Raw genomic sequence first — 21,552 nt, forward strand, 5'->3', positions numbered from 1 at the left:
ACGATTGGCTTCGGAAAACACATCCAGGGGGCCGGTGACATCCAGTGACTGGACGCCTGGGAACACCACGATGGCAATGGTTTTACTCATGGTTCAAGTTCACCTTCACATTGAAAAGATCGCAGCCTTCGGCAGCTCCTACATGGGATTGCGCACCCCTGTAGAGCTGCCGAAGGCTGCGATCTTTTCTGGCTGATCACCATCAACCCTAGCCAATCCAAGCCCAACAAGCGAGGTTGGCGCGATATGCAGGTTCATTGGCCGGGATCGCAGCCATGGATCGATTGTCCGGTTTCGGCTGCGCGAACAGACTGACCCCATCAGCGCCGCCACGGCGTTCCCCATGAGGAAAGCACCATGAGCAGCATCATCGCCGGTATCAAAATCCCTGACAGCGCGTTGGCCAGGGCCACCACTGAATACATTCGCGACGTCGAGTCCGACCTGCTGTTCCACCACTCACGCCGGGTGTTTCTGTTCGGCGCCTTGAGCGGTGAGCGCAAGCAGTTGGCTTATGATCCGGAGCTGCTGTACGTCGGCGCGATGTTCCATGACTTGGGGCTGGTGGAAGGTCACCGCAGCGATAATGAGCGATTCGAAGTCGACAGTGCCAACGCGGCGAAAGCGTTCCTCAAACCCTACGGTTTGTCTGACGACGATATCGAACAGGTGTGGTTGTCGATTGCCCTGCACACCACACCGGGCGTGCCGCAACACCTGCGTCCCAATGTGGCGCTGGTGACGGCCGGCGTCGAGATGGATGTGCTGGGCATCGACTACGCGGCGTTTTCCACCGTGCAGCGTGAAGCAGTGGTGCATGCGCATCCACGGGGTGAAGGGTTCAAGGAGTGCATTCTGTGTGCGTTCGCCAATGGCTTCAAACATAAGCCGGACAGCACGTTTGGCACCGTGAACGCGGATGTACTGGTGGACAGCGAGCCGGGCTTCAAGCCGATGAACTTCGTCGAGATCATCCGCAAGTCCCCCTGGATTTCCTAAAAACCTGTGGGAGCGGGCTTGCCCGCGATAGCGGTCTGTCCGTCGACATCTATGTTGACGGTGACGCCGCCATCGCGGGCAAGCCCGCTCCCACAGGGATTTGGGTTGGCCACACATGCGTGGTCAACCCGGCATCAAGCTCAAGCCGCTTCCGGCGCCTGCGCCCGGCGCACGTCCGGTTGTTTCCAGGAATCGGCGGCACCTTCTTCGATGGCCTGCTGGATCGCACGCTTGCGAATCTCTTCGGCACGACGGCTGAAGAACCAGACCAGGAACGTCACCAGCGACACCGCCAGCAGAATCAGGCTGGCCACAGCGTTGATCTCGGGCTTCACGCCCAGGCGCACCGCCGAGAACACTTCCATCGGCAAGGTCGTGGAACCCGGACCGGACACGAAGCTCGCCAGCACCAGGTCATCCAGCGACAAGGCAAACGACATCATGCCGCCCGCCGCCAGCGACGGGGCGATCATCGGAATGGTAATCAGGAAGAACACCTTCCACGGCCGCGCGCCCAGGTCCATGGCCGCCTCTTCGATGGACAGGTCCAGCTCACGCAAGCGCGCCGACACCACCACCGCCACATATGCCGCACAGAAAGTGGTGTGGGCGATCCAGATGGTGACGATGCCGCGTTCCTGTGGCCAGCCGATCATCTGCGCCATGGCCACGAACAGCAGCAACAGCGACAGACCGGTGATCACTTCCGGCATCACCAGCGGCGCGGTGACCAGACCACCGAACAGCGTGCGGCCCTTGAAGTGGGTGATACGGGTCAGCACGAAGGCCGCCAGTGTCCCCAGTGCCACCGCTGCAATCGCCGTGTAGCAGGCGATTTCCAGCGAGCGCACCACCGAGCCCATCAGTTGGGTGTTGTCCATCAACCCCACGTACCACTTGATCGACCAGCCGCCCCACACCGTCACCAGTTTCGAGGCGTTGAACGAGTAGATCACCAGGATCAGCATCGGCGCGTAGATGAACAGCAAACCCGCTACCAGCATGAAACTTGAGAAACGGAAGCGCTTCATTCCTTGCCCTCCATTTCTTTGGCCTGACTACGGTTGAACAGGATGATCGGCACAATCAGGATCGCCAGCATCACCACAGCCAGAGCAGACGCCACCGGCCAGTCACGGTTGTTGAAGAACTCTTGCCAGAGCACTTTACCGATCATCAGGGTTTCCGGACCGCCGAGCAGTTCCGGGATCACGAACTCACCCACCACCGGGATGAACACCAGCATTGCGCCTGCGATGATGCCGTTTTTCGACAGCGGCACGGTGATCTTCCAGAAACTGTTGAAGGTGCTCGAACCGAGGTCCGACGCGGCTTCCAGCAGGCTGGTGTCGTGTTTGACCAGGTTGGCGTAGAGCGGCAGGATCATGAACGGCAGATAGGAATAAACGACCCCGATATAGACCGCGAGGTTGGTGTTGAGGATCTGCAGCGGCTCGTCGATCCAACCCATGCCCATCAAAAAGCCGTTAAGCAGACCGTTGTTGCTGAGGATGCCCATCCACGCATACACGCGGATCAGAATTGCGGTCCAGGTCGGCATCATGATCAGCAGCACCAGCACCGTTTGCAGCTCTTTGCGGGCGCTGGCAATGGCGTAGGCCATCGGGTAGCCGATCAGCAAACAGAGGACGGTGCTGATCAGCGCCATCTTCAACGAGCCGAGGTAAGCGGCGATATACAACTCGTCGTCGCCGAGCATCGCGTAGTTGCTCAGGTTAAGCAGCACCTGGAGCTTCTGGTCGATGAAACTGTAGATTTCGGTGTACGGCGGAATGGCCACGTCGGCTTCGGCGAAGCTGATCTTCAGAACGATGAAGAACGGCAACATGAAGAACATGAACAGCCAAATGAACGGAACCCCGATGACCAGCTGACGGCCACCGGGAATTATTCGATTGAGCCGGCGTTTGAGTTTGCGCAGGTTCATGAGCGAAGTACCACGCCGCTGTCGTCTTCCCAGTACACGTAAACCTGGTCACCCCAGGTTGGGCGCTGGCCGCGGCGCTCGGCGTTGGCGACGAAGGACTGCACCAGTTTGCCGCTCGGCAATTCGACGTAGAACACCGAGTGGCCGCCGAGGTAGGCGATGTCATGGACCTTGCCGCTCGACCAGTTGTATTCGCAGGTCGGCATGTCGGCTGTCACCAGCAGTTTTTCCGGACGGATCGCGTAGGTGACGGACTTGTCCTGCACCGAGGTGCTGATGCCGTGACCCACATAGATGCTGCGGTCCAGATCCTTGCAGGTGATGAGCGCATGGCCTTCGGCGTCGTCCACCACTTCGCCTTCGAAGATGTTGACGTTGCCGATGAATTCGCAGACCAGACGGCTGGTCGGGGTTTCGTAGATGTCGATCGGGCTGCCGATCTGGGCGATCCAGCCCAGGTGCATGATCGCGATGCGCTCGGCCATGGTCATGGCCTCTTCCTGGTCGTGGGTCACCATCACGCAGGTCACGCCGACCCGCTCGATGATCTCGACCAGTTCCAGCTGCATTTGCGAACGCAGTTTCTTGTCCAGCGCGCCCATCGGTTCGTCGAGCAGCAACAGCTTCGGCCGTTTGGCCAACGAACGCGCCAGCGCCACACGCTGACGCTGACCGCCGGACAACTGATGGGGTTTGCGCTTGGCGTACTGGCTCATCTGCACCAGCTTGAGCATGTCGGCCACGCGTGCATCGACTTCAGCGGCGGGAAGCTTGTCCTGCTTGAGGCCGAAGGCGATGTTCTGCGCCACGGTCATGTGTGGGAACAAGGCATAGGACTGGAACATCATATTGATCGGTCGCTCGTACGGCGGCATGTCAGTGATGTCTACGCCGTCGAGGTAAATGCGCCCCTCCGTGGGCCGTTCGAAACCTGCCAGCATCCGCAGCAAGGTGGATTTGCCCGAACCCGAGCCGCCGAGCAGGGCGAAGATTTCGCCTTTCTTGATTTCCAGGGACACGTCGTCCACGGCAATCGTCTCGTCGAACTTTTTGGTGACCCGGTCGATTTTGACCAGCACCTGTTTAGGTGTCTGGTCGCCCTCGAGGGCTTTCTTATAGGCGCCGGAGGCAACTGCCATTTACGAAACTCCCAACAGAATTTGCAGTTCGCTCAACGTGGCGAACCTGGATAGTTTGAAGCTATTTGCCCGACTTGACCTTGGTCCAGCTGCGCGTCATCAAACGTTGAATGTTCGCTGGCAACTCGATGGATACGTACGTCTTGTCGAGGACCGCTTGCGGTGGATATACCGATGCGTCGGTGCGTATGGACTGTTCCATCAGTTTGTCCGACCCGGGGTTCGGGTTGGCGTAGCCTACGGAATCGCTGACCTGGGCGATCACCTCGGGTTTCAGCAAATAGTTGATGAAGGCATGGGCCTCTTTGGCGTTGGCGGCATCCTTGGGGATCGCCAGCATGTCGAACCAGAGCGCGCCGCCCTCTTTCGGAATCGAGTAGGCGATGTTCATGCCTTTGCCGGCTTCAGCCGCGCGTGCCTTGGCCTGGAACATATCGCCGGAGAAACCGATCGCCACGCAGATGTCACCGTTGGCCAGGTCTGCGATGTATTTGGACGAGTGGAAATAGGTCACGTAAGGCCGCACTGCCAGCAACTTGGCTTCAGCCTTTTTGTAGTCTTCAGGGTTGGTGCTGTTGGCGTTCAGGCCCATGTAGTTGAGGACCGTGGGCATCATTTCATCGGCGGAGTCGAGGAACGCCACGCCACAGCTGTGCAGCTTCTTGATGTTCTGCGGCTCGAACACCACATCCCACGAATCGATCTTGTCGAGGCCCAGCACGGCCTTGACCTTGTCGACGTTGTAACCGATGCCGTTAGTGCCCCACAGATACGGCACGGCGTACTGATTGCCCGGATCGTTCTGTTCCAGGCGCTTGAGCAGTACCGGGTCGAGGTTGGAATAGTTGGTCAGCTTCGACTTGTCGAGCTTCTGAAAAGCCCCGGCCTTGATCTGCTTGCCAAGGAAGTGGTTGGACGGCACGACCACGTCATAACCGGTACGCCCGGCCAGCAACTTGCCTTCCAGGGTTTCGTTGGAATCGAATACGTCATACACCGGCTTGATACCGGTTTCTTTCTGGAAGTCGGCCAGGGTGGTCTCACCGATGTAGTCCGACCAGTTATAAATATGCACCGTGCCAGCGGCCTGAACACTGACAGCAAGTGTCAGCCCGGCGCCGACCAGCAGGGCATTGCGCAACAAAGAAAAAATAGGCAAGTGGAGGTCCTCTAAAATTAGTTGGGCCCAAGTTGCCCCGCGTTACATGACAGCCATGGCTGCCTGGCAACAAAACCGGCGCGCAACTTACCCTCGAAAAACCGTTCCAGCAAAACTTTTATGCAGAACCCTGTAGCAGCTGCCGAAGGCTGCGTTCAACTGCGAAGCAGTTGTGCTGTCGAAAAGCGGAGGTCCTTCGGACCTCAACGCAGCCTTCGGCAGCTGCTACAGGGTTTATTACTTATTTACCGGATTTGATCTTGGTCCAGCTGCGAGTCAGGATCCGCTGGGTCGCGGCCGGCAAGTCGGCAATCGCGTACAGCTTGGCCAACACTTCTGCTGGCGGGTAGATGCCTGGATCACTGGTGATTTCTTTATCAACCAGTGCGGTAGACGCCGCGTTACCGTTCGGGAAACGTACGGCGTTGGTGATTTCAGCCATGATTTCCGGCTTCTGCAGGAAGGTCATGAACTTGTAGGCGCCTTCGACGTTTTCGGCATCTTTAGGGATGGCGACCATGTCGTAGAAGCTGCCGGCACCTTCTTTCGGAATGTTGTAGCTGACTTTCACCTTGTCACCGGCTTCAGCGGCGCGAGCCTTGGCCTGGTAGATGTCACCCGAGTAACCCACGGCGACGCAGATGTTGCCGTTGGCCAGGTCGGAGATGTACTTGGACGAGTGGAAGTAGCCCACCGAAGGACGAATCTTCAGGAACAGCGCTTCGGCTTCAGCCAGTTGTTTCTTGTCCTGGCTGTCGGTTGGATAGCCCAGGTAATGCAACGCCACCGGAATCATCTCGGTTGGCGAATCGAGGAAGCTGATACCGCACGACTTCAACTTGGCAGCGTTTTCAGGTTTGAACAGCAAGTCCCAGGAGTTGGTTGGCGCATCGGCACCCAGTGCAGCCTTGACCTTCTCGGCGTTGAAACCGATACCGATCGAACCCCACATGTAAGGGAACGCGTGTTCGTTACCCGGGTCGCTCACCGATACCGCTTTAAGCAGGTCCGGGTTCAGGTTTTTCCAGTTAGGCAGCTTGGACTTGTCCAGCTTCTGGTAAACGCCGGCCTTGATCTGCTTGGCCAGGAAGTTGTTCGACGGCACAACGATGTCGTAGCCGGACTTGCCTGCCAACAGCTTGGCTTCGAGGGTTTCGTTACTGTCGAACACGTCGTAGACGACTTTGATACCCGACTCGGCTTCGAACTTCTTGACGGTATCCGGTGCGATGTAATCGGACCAGTTGTACACGTGCAGCACTTTGTCGTCAGCCTGAACGGCGCCCGCCATCACGCCCATCAGGGACATGGCGAGGAGGGTCTTGCCAGCTATCTTCATACCTAATGCCTTCATGGGTAATGCTCCAGTTTTTCTTTTTAACCACGTGCTCAGTGGCCTGTTACAGGGCATCCGAACAACCGTTAGTCTGGCAAGATCCAAGGCTGGCTTTCAAGGAAAGCCCCATCCTTTGTTTGCACTGAGCGAAGTGCACACTTCGCACCTCGCTCAGAGCCTAGCACTTAGCCCTGTAACGCACTCAGGGTCAGGTCCAGGCACTTGCGTGCTTTTGTTACCAACTCATCGATTTCAGCCGGTGTAATCACCAGTGGCGGAGCAATGATCATGGTGTCGCCGACGGCACGCATGATCAGGCCGTTTTCGAAGCAGAACGTGCGGCAGATCATGCCGACGCCACGGCCTTCGTAACGTTTGCGGGTGGCTTTGTCCTGAACCAGTTCGATCGCCCCCAACAGACCGACCCCACGCACTTCCCCCACCAACGGGTGATCGCTCAGTTCCCGTAGACGCTTTTGCAAATAAGGTGCCGTTTCTGTACGCACGCGCTCGACAATTTTTTCGTCGCGCAGGATACGAATGTTTTCCAGCGCCACCGCAGCGGCCACCGGGTGCCCGGAATAAGTGAAACCGTGGTTGAAATCGCCACCTTCGTTGAGCACCTCGACCACATCGTCATGCACGATCAGGCCACCCATCGGGATGTAACCGGAGGTCAGGCCTTTGGCGATGGTCATCATGTGGGGTTTGAGGTCGTAGAAATCGGTACCGAACCACTCGCCAGTACGGCCAAAACCGCAGATCACTTCGTCGGCCACGAACAGAATGTCGTACTTGGCGAGGATTTCCTTGATGCGCGGCCAGTAGCTGTCTGGCGGAATGATCACGCCGCCAGCGCCCTGGATCGGCTCGGCAATAAAGGCACCGACGTTGTCGACGCCGACTTCCAGAATCTTCTCTTCCAGCTGATTGGCCGCCCAGATACCGAATTCGTTCGGGGTCATGTCGCCGCCTTCGCCGAACCAGTACGGCTGGGCAATATGAACAATGCCCGGGATCGGCAAGTCGCCCTGTTCGTGCATGTACGTCATGCCACCCAGGCTCGCGCCGGCCACGGTAGAACCGTGATAGCCGTTCTTGCGACTGATGATGACTTTCTTCTTCGGCTGGCCCTTGATCGCCCAGTAGTGGCGAACCATCCGCAGCATGGTGTCGTTGCCTTCGGAACCGGAACCGGTGAAGAACACGTGATTCATGCCTTCAGGCGCAACGTCGGCAATCACCTTGGCCAGCTCCAGCACCGGCGGGTGAGCCGTCTGGAAGAACAGGTTGTAATAAGGCAGTTCGCGCATCTGTTTGCTGGCGGCATCGGCCAGCTCATCGCGACCGTAGCCGATCGCTACACACCACAGGCCGGCCATGCCGTCGAGGATCTTGTTGCCTTCGCTGTCCCAGAGGTAAACGCCCTTGGCCTTGGTGATGATCCGCGGGCCTTTCTCTTTCAGCTGCTTGAAGTCGCTGAACGGGGCCAGGTGGTGATCGCTGCTCAGGGCTTGCCATTCACGGGTTTGCGGGTTGTTGCTGGTCATGCGAATTCTCCTAAGATTCGAGTGGAGGCGCCGCCAAGAGCAGCGGCGCCCGGCGCATCAGACGGCGAAGAGCAGGAATTCCCGCTCCCACGAACTAATCACGCGCTTGAAGTTTTCATGCTCGGCCCGCTTGACCGCGATGTAGCCCGTGATGAATTTCTTGCCCAGGTACTTTTCGATGGTCTTGCTGTTTTCCATGCGATCCAGGGCGTCTTCAATAGTCAGTGGCAGGCGCAGGTTGCGCCGCTCATAACCACGACCCACGACCGGAGCACTCGGGTTATGCCCTTCGACCATGCCGATAAGGCCGCACAACAGGCTGGCGGCGATGGCCAGGTAAGGGTTGGCATCGGCACCCGGCAGGCGGTTTTCCACCCGACGGTTCTGCGGCCCGGCATCCGGAACCCGCAGGCCCACGGTGCGGTTCTCTTCGCCCCACTCCACGTTCACCGGTGCCGAGGTGTCCGGCAGGAAGCGGCGGAACGAATTGACGTTGGGTGCGAACAACGGCAGCAGCTCAGGAATGAATTTCTGCAAGCCGCCGATGTGGTTGAGAAACAGCTGGCTCATGGTCCCGTCTTCATTGGAGAAGACGTTTTTGCCGGTCTCGATGTCGATGATGCTCTGGTGCAAGTGCATGGCGCTGCCCGGCTCGCCGGTCATGGGTTTGGCCATGAAGGTCGCCGCCACGTTGTGCTTGAGCGCGGCTTCACGCATGGTGCGTTTGAACACCAGAATCTGGTCGGCCAGGGACAAGGCATCGCCATGACGGAAGTTGATTTCCATCTGCGCGGTGCCGTCCTCGTGGATCAGCGTGTCGAGGTCCAGCTCTTGCAGTTCGCACCAGTCGTAGACGTCTTCGAACAACGGATCGAATTCGTTCGCGGCTTCAATCGAGAAGGATTGGCGACCGGTTTCCGGACGACCAGAGCGGCCAATCGGCGGTTGCAGCGGGTAATCCGGGTCATCGCTGCGCTTGGTGAGATAGAACTCCATTTCCGGCGCCACGATCGGCTGCCAGCCGTGGTCGGCGTAGAGTTTCAGCACCTTCTTGAGCACATTGCGCGGCGACAGCTCGATCGGATTACCCTGTTTGTCGTAGGTGTCGTGGATCACCTGCGCAGTGGGCTCGATGGCCCAGGGCACCAGAAACACCGCGTTCTGGTCGGGGCGGCAGATCATGTCGATGTCGGCCGGGTCGAGCAGTTCGTAATAGATGTCGTCTTCGACGTAGTCGCCGGTCACGGTCTGCAACAGAACGCTTTCGGGCAGGCGCATGCCTTTTTCGGCAATGAACTTGTTGGTCGGCGAAATCTTGCCCCGGGTGATGCCGGTCAGGTCGCCAATCATGCATTCGACTTCTGTGATCTTGTGGTCTTTCAACCAATCGGTGAGCTGGTCGAGGTTGTTACTCATAAATGCCTCTTAGGCTGAGTTTCCTGACTCTTATAAGTCAGGCGTTGTTTGACGCATCGGCGTCGCGTTGTAGAGCATGCTTGCGGCAGGCATCGCCAAATGCCTGAAAGATCGCAAGGTAGTCAGGGTTAGAGCTTACCTGCCATTCAGGATGCCATTGAACTCCCAGAGCAAAAGCCTTGCCGCTATTGACTGAGACAGCTTCGATCAAACCGTCTGGAGCCAAAGCCTCTACGCGAAGGCCCGGCGCCAGACGGTCAACGCCCTGACCATGAATCGAATTGACTTGAATCTCGTTCGCCAGGCCCAGCCCGGCCAGTACACCGCCCGGCTGGACGTGCACCGGGTGACTTGGCGCGTATTGCCCTTCCAGCGGCAGACTGTCGTCTTCACGGTGATCCATGAAAGCACCGGCTTCGTGAACTTTTTGATGCAGGCTGCCGCCGAACGCCACATTCATTTCCTGGAAGCCGCGGCAAATGCCGAGCACGGGAACACCGGCCTCGACAGCGGCGCGGATCAGCGGGAGAGTGGTGGCATCGCGTGCAGAATCATGAGCAGTACCCGGCGCACTGGCCGGGCCGTTATAGTGAAACGGTTCTATATTAGAAGGAGAGCCTGTAAAGAGAATGCCGTCCAGAGCGTCCAGAATATCGGACGATGTCTGTAGATCCGCCAGGGATGGAAGAATCAACGGCAGGCCCTTGGCAGCTGATGCCACGGCGCGTACGTATTTGTCGCCACTGATGTGATAAGCATGCAGACCGATCTGCTTTGAGCAGGCGGTGACGCCGATTAACGGCAGGCGAGACATGAAGCACCCCGGTATTATTGCTGTTATGGGTTTAAATCGAGCTTAGCCTTGTTCATTTTTTTACACAACACCCCCGTAAAAAATACAACACGGCCCGCTCAAGCTCGCGGGCGCCAAGAACGCTGAAGGCAAAAAAACGCCCCAAAGTGCCTCAAAAAAGGCCCACGAGTGCTTTTTTAGGGCAAAAAAGGCCTCGCTTGACTTCGGCATGCCGTTCGGGTTGACTGGAATCCGAAGAGATCAATGATTGATATTTTTAACAACAAAGGTGTTGCATCATGTCGGTACCCCCGCGTGCCGTTCAGCTTAACGAAGCGAACGCGTTCCTTAAGGAACATCCTGAGGTTCTGTACGTTGACCTTCTGATTGCGGATATGAATGGTGTGGTGCGCGGCAAGCGCATTGAACGCACCAGCCTCCACAAGGTTTACGAGAAAGGCATCAACCTGCCGGCCTCTCTATTTGCTCTGGATATCAATGGCTCGACGGTGGAAAGCACCGGCCTGGGCCTGGACATCGGCGATGCTGACCGAATCTGCTATCCAATCCCCGACACCCTGTGCAATGAGCCCTGGCAGAAGCGCCCGACCGCGCAACTGTTAATGACCATGCACGAACTCGAAGGTGATCCTTTCTTCGCCGACCCGCGCGAAGTCCTGCGACAAGTCGTAGCCAAGTTTGACGAGATGGGCCTGACCATCTGCGCCGCGTTCGAACTGGAGTTCTACCTGATCGACCAGGAGAACGTGAACGGTCGCCCACAACCGCCGCGCTCGCCGATCTCCGGCAAACGCCCGCATTCGACACAGGTCTACCTGATCGACGACCTCGACGAATACGTCGACTGCCTCCAGGACATTCTGGAAGGTGCGAAAGAGCAAGGCATCCCTGCCGATGCGATCGTCAAGGAAAGTGCCCCTGCACAGTTCGAAGTGAACCTGCACCACGTGGCCGACCCGATCAAGGCCTGCGACTATGCGGTCCTGCTCAAGCGTCTGATCAAAAACATCGCCTACGACCATGAGATGGACACCACCTTCATGGCCAAGCCTTATCCGGGCCAGGCAGGTAACGGTCTGCACGTCCACATCTCGATTCTTGATAAAGATGGCAAAAACATTTTTGCCAGCGAGGATCCCGAGCAGAACGCCGCACTGCGTCACGCGATCGGCGGTGTGCTCGAGACCCTGCCGGCGCAGATGGCTTTCCTCTGCCCGAACGTCAACTCCTACCGTCGTTTCGGCGCACAGTTCTACGTGCCGAACTCGCCGTGCTGGGGCCTGGACAACCGCACCGTGGCCATCCGCGTACCGACCGGTTCCTCCGATGCTGTGCGCATCGAGCATCGTGTCGCCGGCGCCGACGCCAACCCGTATCTGTTGATGGCTTCGGTTTTGGCGGGCGTGCACCACGGCCTGACCAACAAGATCGAGCCAGGCGCACCCGTGGAAGGCAACTCCTACGAGCAGAACGAGCAAAGCCTGCCGAACAACCTGCGCGATGCACTGCGCGAGCTGGACGACAGCGAAGTCATGGCCAAGTACATCGATCCGAAATACATCGATATCTTCGTGGCCTGCAAAGAGAGCGAGCTGGAGGAGTTTGAACACTCCATCTCCGACCTTGAGTACAACTGGTACCTGCATACCGTGTAAGCGGTTGCAGTAAAAACAACGCCGCCGGCCTCACAGCTTGCGGCGTTTTTTTATGGGGTTTATTCAGTTAAACCGAGTCGCCTGCATCGTGGGCAAGCCCGCTCCCACAGTGTCGTGTGATGCACACTGATATTGCGTCCACAGCAGTTCCCTGTGGGAGCGGGCTTGCCCGCGATGGCGGCCGAGAAGACAACACACAACTCGACTCGTACAATGCCCGCTGCCCCGCAGGAGACTTCAATGACGCGCACCGCCACCATTCGCAAACCCCGCGCCCGCAGTCAGGCCCGGATCGATTCGATACTCGATGCCGCCCGCACGCTGCTGGCCGCCGAGGGCGTGGCCAGCCTGTCGATCTACAGCGTCGCCGAACGCGCGGAGATCCCGCCCTCCTCCGTCTACCACTTTTTCGCCAGCGTCCCGGCCCTGCTTGAAGCCCTGACCGCCGACGTCCACGCCGCGTTCCGCGCCTGCCTGCAAGCGCCCATCGACCACCATGCCCTCAACGGCTGGCGCGATCTGTCGCGACTGGTGGAACAACGCATGCTCGCCATCTACGACGAAGACGCCGCCGCCCGCCAGCTGATCCTCGCCCAGCATGGCCTGACCGAAGTCACCCAGGCTGACCGCCAGCACGACATCGAACTCGGCGACCTGATGCACAAGTTGTTCGACCACCACTTCGAATTGCCGACGCTGCCAAGTGATGTCGATGTGTTTGCGCTGGCCATGGAGCTGGGCGATCGGGTGTATGCACGCTCGGTGCAGCAGCATGGGCAGATCACGCCGCGAATGGCTGAAGAAGGGATGCGGGTGTTTGATGCTTATTTGGGGCTGTATCTGCCGCCCTACCTGCCCAAGAGAAATCCCTAGCGCCTTCACTGGCCTCATCGCGGGCAAGCCCGCTCCCACAGGTTTATCTGTCGCTCACAAAATCTGAATCCACTGGAGATCCTTGTGGGAGCGGGCTTGCCCGCGATGGCAGCACCACCATTTTCAAATCAGGCAGACTTAGAAAAACCCCGAAGGGCTCACACCCGTCGGGGTTGTTGTTTGCGCACGCGCTTACAACTTGGCGATCGACACCTCGGTGGATTTTACAAACGCGATCACTTCACTGCCGACCACCAGTTCCAGCTCTTTCACCGAACGGGTGGTAATCACCGAAGTGACGATGCCGGAGGCAGTCTGCACGTCGATTTCCGACAGCACGTCACCCAGCACGATTTCCTTGATCGAGCCTTTGAACTGGTTACGAACGTTGATGGCTTTGATAGTCATGATGTTGATTCCTGTCGTTGGATGAATCTTTAAGTTATTGAGCCCAACGCAATTGCGTAGGCAGTGGTGAAACAGGTTCCGGTTCCGGCGGTTGGCCAGGCAGGGACAGCACGCGGTTGAGCACTTCGGTTTCCAGCGCCGCCAGCCGATGGGAGCCACGGACCCGAGGGCGCGGCAGTTCCACATGCAGGTCGAGGCCGACTTCGCCCTCTTCAATCAGAATCACCCGATCGGCAATCGCCACCGCTTCGCTGACGTCGTGGGTCACCAGCAACACGGTGAAGCCATGCTGTTGCCAGAGCCGTTCGATCAGTTGCTGCATTTCGATTCGGGTCAGGGCATCCAGTGCGCCCAGCGGTTCGTCGAGCAACAGCAAGCGCGGTTGATGGATCAACGCGCGAGCCAGGGCCACACGTTGCTTCTGCCCGCCGGACAACGCTGCCGGCCACTCGTTGGCGCGATCCGCCAGGCCGACCGCTTCCAGCGCTTGCAATGCTTGTGGCCGCCAGTTGCCCTTGAGCCCGAGACCGACGTTGTCGATGACCTTTTTCCACGGCAGCAGACGTGCTTCCTGGAACATCAGCCGAGTGTCTTCCCGCGCATCACTCAGTGGCGCTGCGCCTGCAAGCAGCTCACCACCCGTGGGCTTGTCGAGACCGGCGAGCAAGCGCAGCAAGGTACTTTTACCGCAGCCGCTACGCCCGACCACCGCCACAAACTGCCCGGCCGGAATGTGCAGATCGATTTCACGCAGCACTTGCCGTGAACCAAAGGTTTTTTGCAGCTTGCGCACGGCCAGTGGAATACCGCGCAGCAGGCGTGGAGGTTGTTGAGCCGTCATGCGGCACCTCCCTTGGCAACCTGATAAGCCGGATGCCAGCGCAGCCACACACGTTCAAGCCCACGCGCCGCAAGGTCGGCCAGCTTGCCGAGCACTGCGTACAAAAGAATCGCCAGTACCACCACGTCGGTCTGCAAGAACTCCCGGGCATTCATCGCCAGATAGCCGATGCCCGAGCTCGCGGAAATGGTTTCCGCGACGATCAATGTCAGCCACATGAAGCCCAGGGCAAAACGCACACCGACCAGAATCGATGGCAGTGCACCCGGCAGGATCACCTGACGAAACAGGCCGAAGCCGGACAGGCCATAACTGCGGGACATTTCCACCAGTGCCGGATCGACGTTGCGGATACCGTGATACGTGTTGAGGTAGATCGGGAACAACGTGCCCAACGCCACCAGAAAAATCTTCGCCGACTCGTCGATACCGAACCACAGGATCACCAGTGGAATCAGTGCCAGATGCGGTACGTTACGGATCATCTGCACCGAACTGTCGAGCAGGCGTTCGCCCCATTTCGACAAGCCGGTGATGAAGCCCAAGGTCAGACCAATGGCGCCGCCAATGGCGAAACCGAGCGCCGCGCGCCAGCCACTGATGGCCAGGTGAGTCCAGATTTCACCGCTGCTGACCAGACTCACACCGGCCTCGATCACCGCGATCGGCGCCGGCAGAATCCGCGTCGACAACCAGCCCGCCGACACCGACAACTGCCATACCGCCAGCAACAAGACCGGCAACGCCCAAGGCGCGAGGTTGTGAATGATTTTCTTCATGGCGAATTACGGCGCTTTGGCCACGGCGGTGGGTGGCGTCCAGATCACGTCTTTGATGCTCAAGGGTTTGGGAATCAGCTTGAGCTGGTAGAAGCTGTCGGCGATTTTTTGCTGGGCCGCGACTACATCAGGGGTCAGGAACAGTGCACCGTAGCCTTGGCGTTTCATCGAGGTCAGGGTGATGTCCGCTGGCAGGCCAAGCAGTGGCGAAACCTGCTTGGTCACATCCTCGGGATTGGCCTTGGACCATTCGCCAACCGCGCGTACTTCTTCCACCAGCGCCTTGATCACTTCAGGATTCTTCTGTGCGTAAGGTTTGGTCGCCAGATAGAATTGGTGGTTATCGACGATGCCCTGGCCATCGCGCAGAGTGCGTGCTTGCAGTTGCTGTTCGGCGGCGGCCTGGTACGGGTCCCAGATCACCCAGGCATCGACACTGCCACGCTCGAACGCGGCGCGGGCATCGGCTGGCGGCAGGAACACGGTCTGGATGTCGGTGTATTTGAGGCCGGCGTCTTCAAGCGCACGCACCAACAGGTAGTGCACGTTGGAGCCTTTGTTGAGCACGACTTTTTTGCCCTTGAGTTCCTGCACCGATTTGATCGGCGAACCCTTCGGCACCAGGATCGCCTCGCTGTGTGGCGCTGGTGGTTCATAGGCGACGTAGAGCAGATCGGCGCCGGCCGCCTGAGCGAACACGGGTGGCGTTTCACCGGTGACGCCAAAGTCGATGGAGCCGACGTTCAGGCCTTCGAGCAGTTGCGGGCCACCGGGGAATTCAGTCCATTGCACGTCCACACCTTGGGCGGCGAGGCGTTTTTCCAGAGTACCTTTGGCTTTGAGCAGCACCAGAGTGCCGTACTTCTGATAACCGATTCTTAGCACGCCTTCTTGGGTAGAAAGCGCTTGAGCTTGAGTAATGGCGCCGAAGGTGACAGCCGCAGCAAACAGAGCGACCAGACCACGACGCAAAATGACAGTGCGCATAGCGCTCTCCTTTTTGCAGTTGGGTTTTGGCTGCACCTGCTTGACCGTTAGCGGCTGAGTAAGGTGAGTACTTCAAATTCAGGTGTGGCTTGAGTGCTGGCTTAAATGCTCCAGCGAGCACTCAACAAACGTTCATTCAACAGGTTCGGATCGAGCGGCTTGGGCCGACGAGCCATGACGCTGAAAAACTGCTCCAGCGCTTCAAACAAATCTCGCGCCGATGGAGTGACCTTAACAGCCGACTTATATATCTATAAATCATATTTATTCATTTGGTTATACTTTAAATGAATATTAAATATTGTCTTTTTTCAGGCAAAAAATAGGCCGTCGAAACGGCCCGAAATCCCCTGCTTTGTGGATGACATGAAATTTTCACTGGCCGGTCTGCCGCCTTCGCGGGCAAGCCCGCTCCCACAGGGTTTTAGGTCTGCCACACATTTCTGACCCTCCCCCAATCCACTGTGGGAGCGGGCTTGCCCGCGATAGCGATTTCAGCCACTCCGCAAAATTCGGATGATTACCTGTTCGGTTGCGGCGTCAGACGCAGGTACGGCTTCACCGCACGATACCCCTTGGGAAAACGTCGATTGATTTCGTCTTCGTCCTTGAGCGACGGCACGATCACGACTTCATCACCTTCCTGCCAGTTGGCCGGGGTGGCCACCTTGTAGTTGTCGGTGAGCTGCAGCGAATCGATCACCCGCAAGATTTCATTGAAGTTACGGCCGGTACTCGCCGGGTAAGTAATCGTCAGTCGAATCTTCTTGTTCGGATCGATCACGAACAGCGAACGTACGGTCAGGGTGTCGTTGGCATTCGGATGGATCAGGTCATACAGGTCGGACACTTTGCGGTCCGCATCGGCGAGGATCGGGAAGTTGACGATGGCGTTCTGGGTTTCGTTGATGTCCTCGATCCACTTGTGATGTGAGTCCACCGGATCCACGGACAGGGCGATGGCTTTGACGCCGCGTTGAGCGAATTCATCCTTGAGCCTGGCGGTGAAGCCCAGCTCGGTGGTGCACACCGGCGTGAAGTCCGCCGGATGGGAAAACAACACGCCCCAGCTATCGGCCAGCCATTCGTGGAAACGGATAGTGCCGGCGCTGGAATCCTGTTCGAAATCGGGGGCGATATCGCCAAGTCTGAGACTCATGGTGCTGCTCCTTGTGAGTGCTTGTTGAGTTCAACTGTGCCTGCGTTCGATATTAATTAAAAAGAATAAATATCGATTTATTTAGATCTGAAGTGAATATTAAATATCTGTTCACTGGACCTGAATGCACATGAGGACGAACATCGCCGACAAGGTTCGAGAAGGCCTTGAGTTGCTGCAAAAGAGGGGAATTTCAAGGGGGGTTTACGGGGGTGAGCCCGCCTTGAAAACGCAAAAGCCCCGCCCGGCGTGATGCCGGGTGGGGCTTTTTTTCTACGTCTTACATGAAGCTGTAAGTGTAGTTAAAGATCAAGCGAGTCTGATCCTGGTCAGCGATACCGGTACTGCTGCCACGGTAGGTGCCGTGACGCAGAGTAGTGCCGAAGCCTTTCAGAGGGCCTTGCTGGACAACGTAGTCCAGGCGCATGTCGCGTTCCCACTCGGACGAATCGCTTCCGCCAGTGGCGGATTTGATGTCGTCACCGTGGAGGTAGGCAATTGCAGCCTTCAAGCCCGGAACGCCCAAGGCGGTGAAGTCGTACGAGTATTGACCGAACGTGGTGTTCTCACCTGCGCGGACAAACTGATGGATCATGCTATCGGTAAACAGATAGAAGCTTGAGCCGCCAGCCCCTTCGTTACGACCGCTGTCATTCAAAAGGCTACCCTGGTTCAGGTAGACGAAGCCACCGTCATCGCCGACTTGCTGGTGACCCAACAGGAAGGCGCTGCCACCCAGGGTATAAGTGAACATGGCGCTCCAGGTCTTGTTATCGACCTCGCCCGGGGTCTTGGCATAGCCACCGTTGTTGTTGAACCGATAGCCGGCGTCACCGTTGCGGCCATCCGAGCTGCTGTCGAAGTAACGCAAGTCAGTTTTAAACGACTGGTTTTCGCTGATCGGGAAAACGTGTACCGCGCCCAGGAAGTGCTGCTTGTAATAGTCTTCGAGGTTGGCGTAGTAGTACTGCAGGGTCAGGTCTTTGGTGACTTTCCAGTCCGCACCACCGTAACGGAACTGGTTGCTTTCCTCAGTACCGCCGCTCACTGCCAGGCCTGTGCTGTTAGTCCCCGCACGGCCAACGGCGTGCTCCAACTGACCGGCATTGAAGGTTACGTTGTCGATTTCCTTGGAGGTGATGGTGCCACCTTCAAAGGTTTGCGGCAGCAGACGACCATCGCTGGCCACCAGAATTGGCAGGTTAGGCGCCAGGGCACCACCTAAGTGAGCCTCGGTTTTCGAGAAAAGCGCCTTTACGTTGCCAGACAGACGACTCCAGTTGTGTACGGCCGAACCGTCGGTGTCGCTTGGAACAAAGGTGTTGGTATCCGGGTGGTGACCTTTGCCGCCATCGAGGTGGATACCGACCAGGGCTTGGGCGTCGATACCAAAACCTACGACGCCTTGGGTGAAGCCGGACTTGTAGTCGAACTTCAGGCCGGTGGCCGTTTCGCGCTGGTCAGAACCGCCTTCGCGGTTATCGTTATCGAAGTACAGGGTACGGGAACTGACGGACGCCTTGCTGTCTTCAATGAAACCGGCGGCGCCTGCCTGCTGCGCCAAAACCCCTACGGCCACAGCCAGGGCCAAGATGGACTTCTTCATTGTTTCGCTCCTCTCGTTCTAATTTTTGTGTTCTTTGGTCTCGGGTCTAACGCCCCAGATCCACAGATGCGCGATTAGCGCCAGACCGTGACTAACAAGTCAATCGTAACCATGTGTGTCTACGACCAAGGTCTAACCGCAGTGATTTGGTCCCTGCAGGGTAATGATTTCCTCATAAACCCAAAAAGAATTATTTCATTCTTTTTCATGCCATTTAGGAATATAGCTCTCAAGCAATGATCCGAACCGGGACAAAAGGTATCGGCTCATAAGCTAATTCCTAAATGGTATTTATTGGCCTTTTTTTAGATCGATTAGCGTTGGCGTACTCCCCATACGTCAATCACTTTCGAAAAGGCGACGCCATGATGGCCAAACGCGCACTATCTAGTCAATTTGTTACAGTTTGTGTATCGCTGATATTTTCTTTTTCCGCTCACGCGGCGACTCTTACCGTCGGTTATCAAACCGGTATCGACCCGAGCAAAGTCCCTCAGGCTGATGGTGTTTACGAGAAAACCATTGGCCAGAAAATCGATTGGCGTCGTTTCAACAGTGGCCCGGAAGTGGTCACCGCCATTGCGTCCGGTGATGTGCAGATTGGCAACCTCGGCTCAAGCCCGCTGGCGGCAGCCGCTTCGCGTAACCTGCCGATTGTCGCGTTCATTGTTTCGGCTCAGATCAACGCTGCCGAAGCCCTTGTGGTGCGCAATGGCAGCGGCATTGATAAACCGCAAGATCTGATCGGCAAGACCATCGCCACGCCCTTCGTTTCAACCTCCCATTACAGCCTGCTCGGCGCGCTGAAGCATTGGGGCCTGGACGCCTCGAAAGTCAAAGTGGTGAACCTGCAACCGGCGGAAATCGCCGCGGCCTGGAAGCGTGGCGACATCGATGGCGCGTTTGTCTGGTCGCCGGCGTTGGGGGAGATCCGCAAGACCGGCAAGACGTTGACCGACGCCGGGCAGGTCGGCCAATGGGGCGCGCCGACCTTCGAGGTGTGGGTCGCTCGCAAGGATTTCGCCGAGAAGCATCCAGAAGTCGTGGCCCGATTTGCCAAGGTCACTCTGGATTCATTCGCCGACTACGCCGCCCATAAAGACAGCTGGACCGCCGATTCGGTACCCGTACAGAAAATCGCCAAATTGACCGGTGCCAATGCCGCCGATGTGCCGGAGCTACTGGCCGGTTCCGCATTCCCGGATGCCAAGGCACAACAGACCACCGCGCTGCTCGATGGCGGCACAGCCAAGGCGATTGGCGAAACGGCGAAGTTCTTGAAGGAGCAAGGGAAGGTCGAGACGGTGCTGCCGGATTATTCGCCCTATGTCAGCGCTAAATACGTCACTGAATGACACGCAAAACCTGTGGCGAGGGAGCTTGCTCCCGCTGGAGGCCGGAGGACTCCCAAACCCGACGACGCGGTGAATCAGTCATAACGCGTTTACTGGTTTTGGGGCCGCTTCGCAGCCCAGCGGGAGCAAGCTCCCTCGCCACAAAAGCCAACACAGACAGCCACCCAGTCAGAGCGTTTTTTCGAAGATCTTCGAATTACGCTGGTAGTTGTAAAGCGACGCCCGCGCCGACGGCAGGCGTTCGACGCTGCTTGGCACGAAGCCCCGCTCACGAAACCAGTGGGCCGTCCGGGTGGTCAGCACGAACAAGGTTTTCAGTCCTTGTGCCCGGGCGCGGGTTTCGATGCGTTCCAGCAGTTCATCGCCGCGACCGCCATGGCGGTACTCCGGGTTCACCGCCAGACACGCCAACTCCCCAGCATCCGAATCGGCGATCTGATACAGCGCCGCGCAGGCGATGATCATGCCTTCGCGTTCGACCACGCTGAACTGCTCGATCTCACGCTCCAGCACCTCGCGGGAACGGCGTACCAGAATGCCTTGCTCTTCCAGCGGGCTGATCAAGTCCAGCAAACCGCCGACATCCTCGATGGCTGCCTCGCGCACAACTTCGAATTGCTCCTGGGCCACCAGCGTACCGCCACCGTCACGGGTGAACAGTTCGGTCAACAGCGCGCCATCTTCGGCGTAGCTGACGATGTGACTGCGCGCCACCCCGCCCCGGCACGCCTCAGCGGCCGCATCCAGCAGCTCGGCCTGATAATTGTTGCCCAGACGCTGCAAATGCGCCGGCACTTGTTGCGGACGCAATTCGCGAACCAGACGACCATTTTCATCGATCAAGCCCAGATCGGCACCGAACAGCAGCAGCTTGTCCGCCCCCAGATCGATAGCCGCGCGGGTAGCGACATCTTCGCAAGCGAGGTTGAAGATCTCACCGGTCGGCGAGTAACCCAACGGCGACAACAGCACGATGGAGCGTTCGTCCAGCAGGCGATTGATGCCCTTGCGATCGACCCGGCGCACTTCGCCGGTATGGTGATAGTCGACACCTTCAAGTACGCCGATCGGCCGTGCAGTCACCAGATTGCCGCTGGCCACCCGCAGGCGCGAACCCTGCATCGGCGATGAAGCCATGTCCATGGACAGTCGCGCTTCGATGGCGATACGCAGTTGGCCGACCGCATCGATCACGCACTCAAGCGTCGCCGCATCGGTGATGCGCATGCCATGGTGGTAATGCGGGGTCAGGCCGCGAGCAGCGAGGCGGGTTTCAATTTGCGGACGCGAACCGTGAACCAGCACCAGACGCACGCCCAGGCTGTGCAGCAGCACCAGGTCGTGGACGATGTTGCCGAAGTTCGGGTGCTCCACGCCGTCGCCGGGCAGCATGACGACGAAGGTGCAATCGCGGTGGGCGTTGATGTAAGGCGAAGCGTGACGAAGCCAATTGACGTATTCGGGCATGAACCTGGGCCTGTAATAAATAGCAGCCGAAAAAAGGGTAAAGCAGTAAACGCACAGCGGG

The 21,552-nt window shown here is 58.0% G+C and carries 19 protein-coding genes and 1 pseudogene; 4 read left to right on the forward strand and 16 right to left on the reverse strand.

Translation table 11 applies throughout. The annotated features are described in order from the left end of the window. Window positions 1-357 precede the first annotated feature (357 nt). Window positions 358-999 (forward strand): HD domain-containing protein, encoded by a 642-nt coding sequence (locus tag KGB18_RS29235; RefSeq protein ID WP_123720305.1) that lies wholly within the window; start codon window positions 358-360, stop codon window positions 997-999. Window positions 1,000-1,139: 140 nt separating this feature from the next. On the opposite strand, the gene KGB18_RS29240 is transcribed toward KGB18_RS29235, so the two are convergent. From KGB18_RS29240 to KGB18_RS29275, 8 genes are all read right to left on the reverse strand, one after another. Beyond that, window positions 1,140-2,030, reverse strand: coding sequence for an ABC transporter permease subunit (locus KGB18_RS29240; protein WP_008012612.1), 891 nt, complete (start codon window positions 2,028-2,030; stop codon window positions 1,140-1,142). After that, window positions 2,027-2,908, reverse strand: a complete 882-nt coding sequence (locus KGB18_RS29245; RefSeq protein ID WP_187326409.1) for an ABC transporter permease subunit — start codon at window positions 2,906-2,908, stop codon at window positions 2,027-2,029. Before KGB18_RS29245 ends, KGB18_RS29240 begins: the two co-directional genes overlap by 4 nt. A 35-nt stretch (window positions 2,909-2,943) precedes the next feature. Then, window positions 2,944-4,086 carry an ABC transporter ATP-binding protein gene (locus KGB18_RS29250; protein ID WP_123720303.1) on the reverse strand — a complete coding sequence of 381 codons (1,143 nt, stop codon included), beginning with the start codon at window positions 4,084-4,086 and terminating at the stop codon, window positions 2,944-2,946. A gap of 61 nt (window positions 4,087-4,147) precedes the next feature. After that, the gene (locus KGB18_RS29255; protein ID WP_123720302.1) at window positions 4,148-5,245 is read right to left on the reverse strand and encodes a polyamine ABC transporter substrate-binding protein; all 1,098 of its coding nucleotides are present in this window, start codon (window positions 5,243-5,245) and stop codon (window positions 4,148-4,150) included. 241 nt (window positions 5,246-5,486) lie between these two features. Continuing rightward, window positions 5,487-6,584: a polyamine ABC transporter substrate-binding protein gene (locus tag KGB18_RS29260; RefSeq protein ID WP_052964627.1), complete on the reverse strand. Its 1,098-nt coding sequence runs from the start codon at window positions 6,582-6,584 to the stop codon at window positions 5,487-5,489. 182 nt (window positions 6,585-6,766) lie between these two features. After that, window positions 6,767-8,131, reverse strand: a complete 1,365-nt coding sequence (locus KGB18_RS29265; protein WP_123720301.1) for an aspartate aminotransferase family protein — start codon at window positions 8,129-8,131, stop codon at window positions 6,767-6,769. Between the two features lie 57 nt (window positions 8,132-8,188). Then, window positions 8,189-9,547 (reverse strand): glutamine synthetase family protein, encoded by a 1,359-nt coding sequence (locus KGB18_RS29270; protein ID WP_123360981.1) that lies wholly within the window; start codon window positions 9,545-9,547, stop codon window positions 8,189-8,191. 37 nt (window positions 9,548-9,584) lie between these two features. After that, the gene (locus KGB18_RS29275) at window positions 9,585-10,361 is read right to left on the reverse strand and encodes a gamma-glutamyl-gamma-aminobutyrate hydrolase family protein (RefSeq protein ID WP_123720300.1); all 777 of its coding nucleotides are present in this window, start codon (window positions 10,359-10,361) and stop codon (window positions 9,585-9,587) included. A gap of 278 nt (window positions 10,362-10,639) precedes the next feature. On the opposite strand from KGB18_RS29275, the gene KGB18_RS29280 reads away from it, so the two are divergent. Both KGB18_RS29280 and KGB18_RS29285 read left to right on the forward strand, forming a co-directional pair. Beyond that, window positions 10,640-12,016 carry a glutamine synthetase family protein gene (locus KGB18_RS29280; RefSeq protein ID WP_007897683.1) on the forward strand — a complete coding sequence of 459 codons (1,377 nt, stop codon included), beginning with the start codon at window positions 10,640-10,642 and terminating at the stop codon, window positions 12,014-12,016. 240 nt (window positions 12,017-12,256) lie between these two features. Next, window positions 12,257-12,889 (forward strand): TetR/AcrR family transcriptional regulator, encoded by a 633-nt coding sequence (locus tag KGB18_RS29285; protein WP_223570937.1) that lies wholly within the window; start codon window positions 12,257-12,259, stop codon window positions 12,887-12,889. 192 nt (window positions 12,890-13,081) lie between these two features. Here the strand turns inward: KGB18_RS29285 and KGB18_RS29290 are convergent, their stop codons facing one another. From KGB18_RS29290 to KGB18_RS29320, 7 genes and pseudogenes are all read right to left on the reverse strand, one after another. Next, a complete protein-coding gene (locus KGB18_RS29290) occupies window positions 13,082-13,297 on the reverse strand; it encodes a molybdopterin-binding protein (RefSeq protein ID WP_003229256.1) in 216 nt (71 codons plus the stop codon). A gap of 34 nt (window positions 13,298-13,331) precedes the next feature. After that, complete coding sequence (gene ssuB, locus KGB18_RS29295) at window positions 13,332-14,138, reverse strand: aliphatic sulfonates ABC transporter ATP-binding protein (protein ID WP_123720299.1); 807 nt, start codon at window positions 14,136-14,138, stop codon at window positions 13,332-13,334. Then, a complete protein-coding gene (gene ssuC, locus KGB18_RS29300; RefSeq protein WP_223570938.1) occupies window positions 14,135-14,917 on the reverse strand; it encodes an aliphatic sulfonate ABC transporter permease SsuC in 783 nt (260 codons plus the stop codon). The genes ssuB and ssuC overlap by 4 nt, the downstream gene beginning before the upstream one ends. A gap of 6 nt (window positions 14,918-14,923) precedes the next feature. Continuing rightward, the gene (locus KGB18_RS29305) at window positions 14,924-15,904 is read right to left on the reverse strand and encodes a sulfonate ABC transporter substrate-binding protein (protein WP_223570939.1); all 981 of its coding nucleotides are present in this window, start codon (window positions 15,902-15,904) and stop codon (window positions 14,924-14,926) included. Window positions 15,905-16,005: 101 nt separating this feature from the next. Continuing rightward, window positions 16,006-16,113: pseudogene (locus KGB18_RS29310) on the reverse strand (NADPH-dependent FMN reductase); the annotation flags it as partial. A gap of 311 nt (window positions 16,114-16,424) precedes the next feature. Further along, window positions 16,425-17,063 carry a peroxiredoxin gene (locus KGB18_RS29315; RefSeq protein ID WP_201061348.1) on the reverse strand — a complete coding sequence of 213 codons (639 nt, stop codon included), beginning with the start codon at window positions 17,061-17,063 and terminating at the stop codon, window positions 16,425-16,427. 280 nt (window positions 17,064-17,343) lie between these two features. Next, the gene (locus KGB18_RS29320; protein WP_201061346.1) at window positions 17,344-18,669 is read right to left on the reverse strand and encodes an OprD family outer membrane porin; all 1,326 of its coding nucleotides are present in this window, start codon (window positions 18,667-18,669) and stop codon (window positions 17,344-17,346) included. Between the two features lie 368 nt (window positions 18,670-19,037). Here KGB18_RS29320 and tauA point away from each other — a divergent pair, with 368 nt between their 5' ends. Next, on the forward strand, window positions 19,038-20,024 hold the full coding sequence (gene tauA / locus KGB18_RS29325) for a taurine ABC transporter substrate-binding protein (RefSeq protein ID WP_411737003.1): 987 nt from the start codon (window positions 19,038-19,040) through the stop codon (window positions 20,022-20,024). 168 nt (window positions 20,025-20,192) lie between these two features. On the opposite strand, the gene argA is transcribed toward tauA, so the two are convergent. After that, a complete protein-coding gene (gene argA / locus KGB18_RS29330; RefSeq protein WP_123360972.1) occupies window positions 20,193-21,491 on the reverse strand; it encodes an amino-acid N-acetyltransferase in 1,299 nt (432 codons plus the stop codon). Window positions 21,492-21,552: the final 61 nt, after the last annotated feature.

Origin of the sequence: Pseudomonas sp. BF-R-26 (assembly GCF_019947395.1) — a bacterium.
GTDB lineage: Bacteria > Pseudomonadota > Gammaproteobacteria > Pseudomonadales > Pseudomonadaceae > Aquipseudomonas > Aquipseudomonas farris.